Origin of the sequence: Paenibacillus sp. EKM301P, from assembly GCF_011800295.1 — a bacterium.
In the GTDB taxonomy this organism is placed as follows: domain Bacteria; phylum Bacillota; class Bacilli; order Paenibacillales; family Paenibacillaceae; genus Paenibacillus; species Paenibacillus polymyxa.
On sequence record NZ_JAALFM010000063.1, the window covers coordinates 1 to 754 of the forward strand.

A 754-nucleotide genomic window follows, 5' to 3' on the forward strand; every position below is an offset into this window, starting at 1 on the left:
ATGTGATGGAAGCTCCAGATAAAGTGATACGTTTCATCCCCAGTTTGCAGGATCGAGATACGAAGGAGTGCATCCTCTGCGAGATTAAATCCCTTCGCTTTATCGGCAAGGGTAAAAGCCTCCACACGCGCCTTTCGTTCCTCTTTTTCTAGTCCGCGCAGGTCTTCATAATATAATTGTCCGCTGCGATGGCGGAAAACGACTTGTACAGGCTCATCCTTCCATGAGTTGATAAAGTTCGTCCGCAATGCTTCATGACGCTGTACAAGCAGATCCAAGCTCTTACCGAAAGTAACCACATCGAAGCGTCCATTCAACTCAAAGGATGCCTGTTCAAAATAAGCTGCCGAGCTCTCATCCATTAGACTGAAAAAGAGCATACCCTTTTGCATCGGCGTCAAAGCATACACATTTTCCAGCTCGCCCAGATCTCGCGTATCTTCCACCAATTGCTCCAGTTCGTCCAGCGTTACATGGTTTAACAGCACATCACTTGGAGTCAGCACTGTTCTTTCTTGGGTGACGCAATGATGAATGACTTCACGCAAGCCAGATGCCAGCAGTTCTCCCAGCCGCTCCATCGTTTCATGACGGAACTGTGTTGTACCGTAGCGAATCGTGAACACCAACTCGCCATCCTCGATTAATCCGTTGATATCCAGTGCAAAATCCATAACCGCGTTCGTGCTGACAGGCACACCAATGGAATAAGCGGAAGGCTGTAAATCGTTGCCTTTATAATCCTGATCGAATT

Annotated in this window: 1 protein-coding gene; it reads right to left on the reverse strand. The window is 47.6% G+C overall.

Annotated features, from left to right (window positions below; genetic code table 11):
• Positions 1 to 754, reverse strand: a 754-nt coding sequence (locus HFD99_RS24820; protein WP_167441055.1) for a condensation domain-containing protein, incomplete at both ends; no start/stop codon positions are given.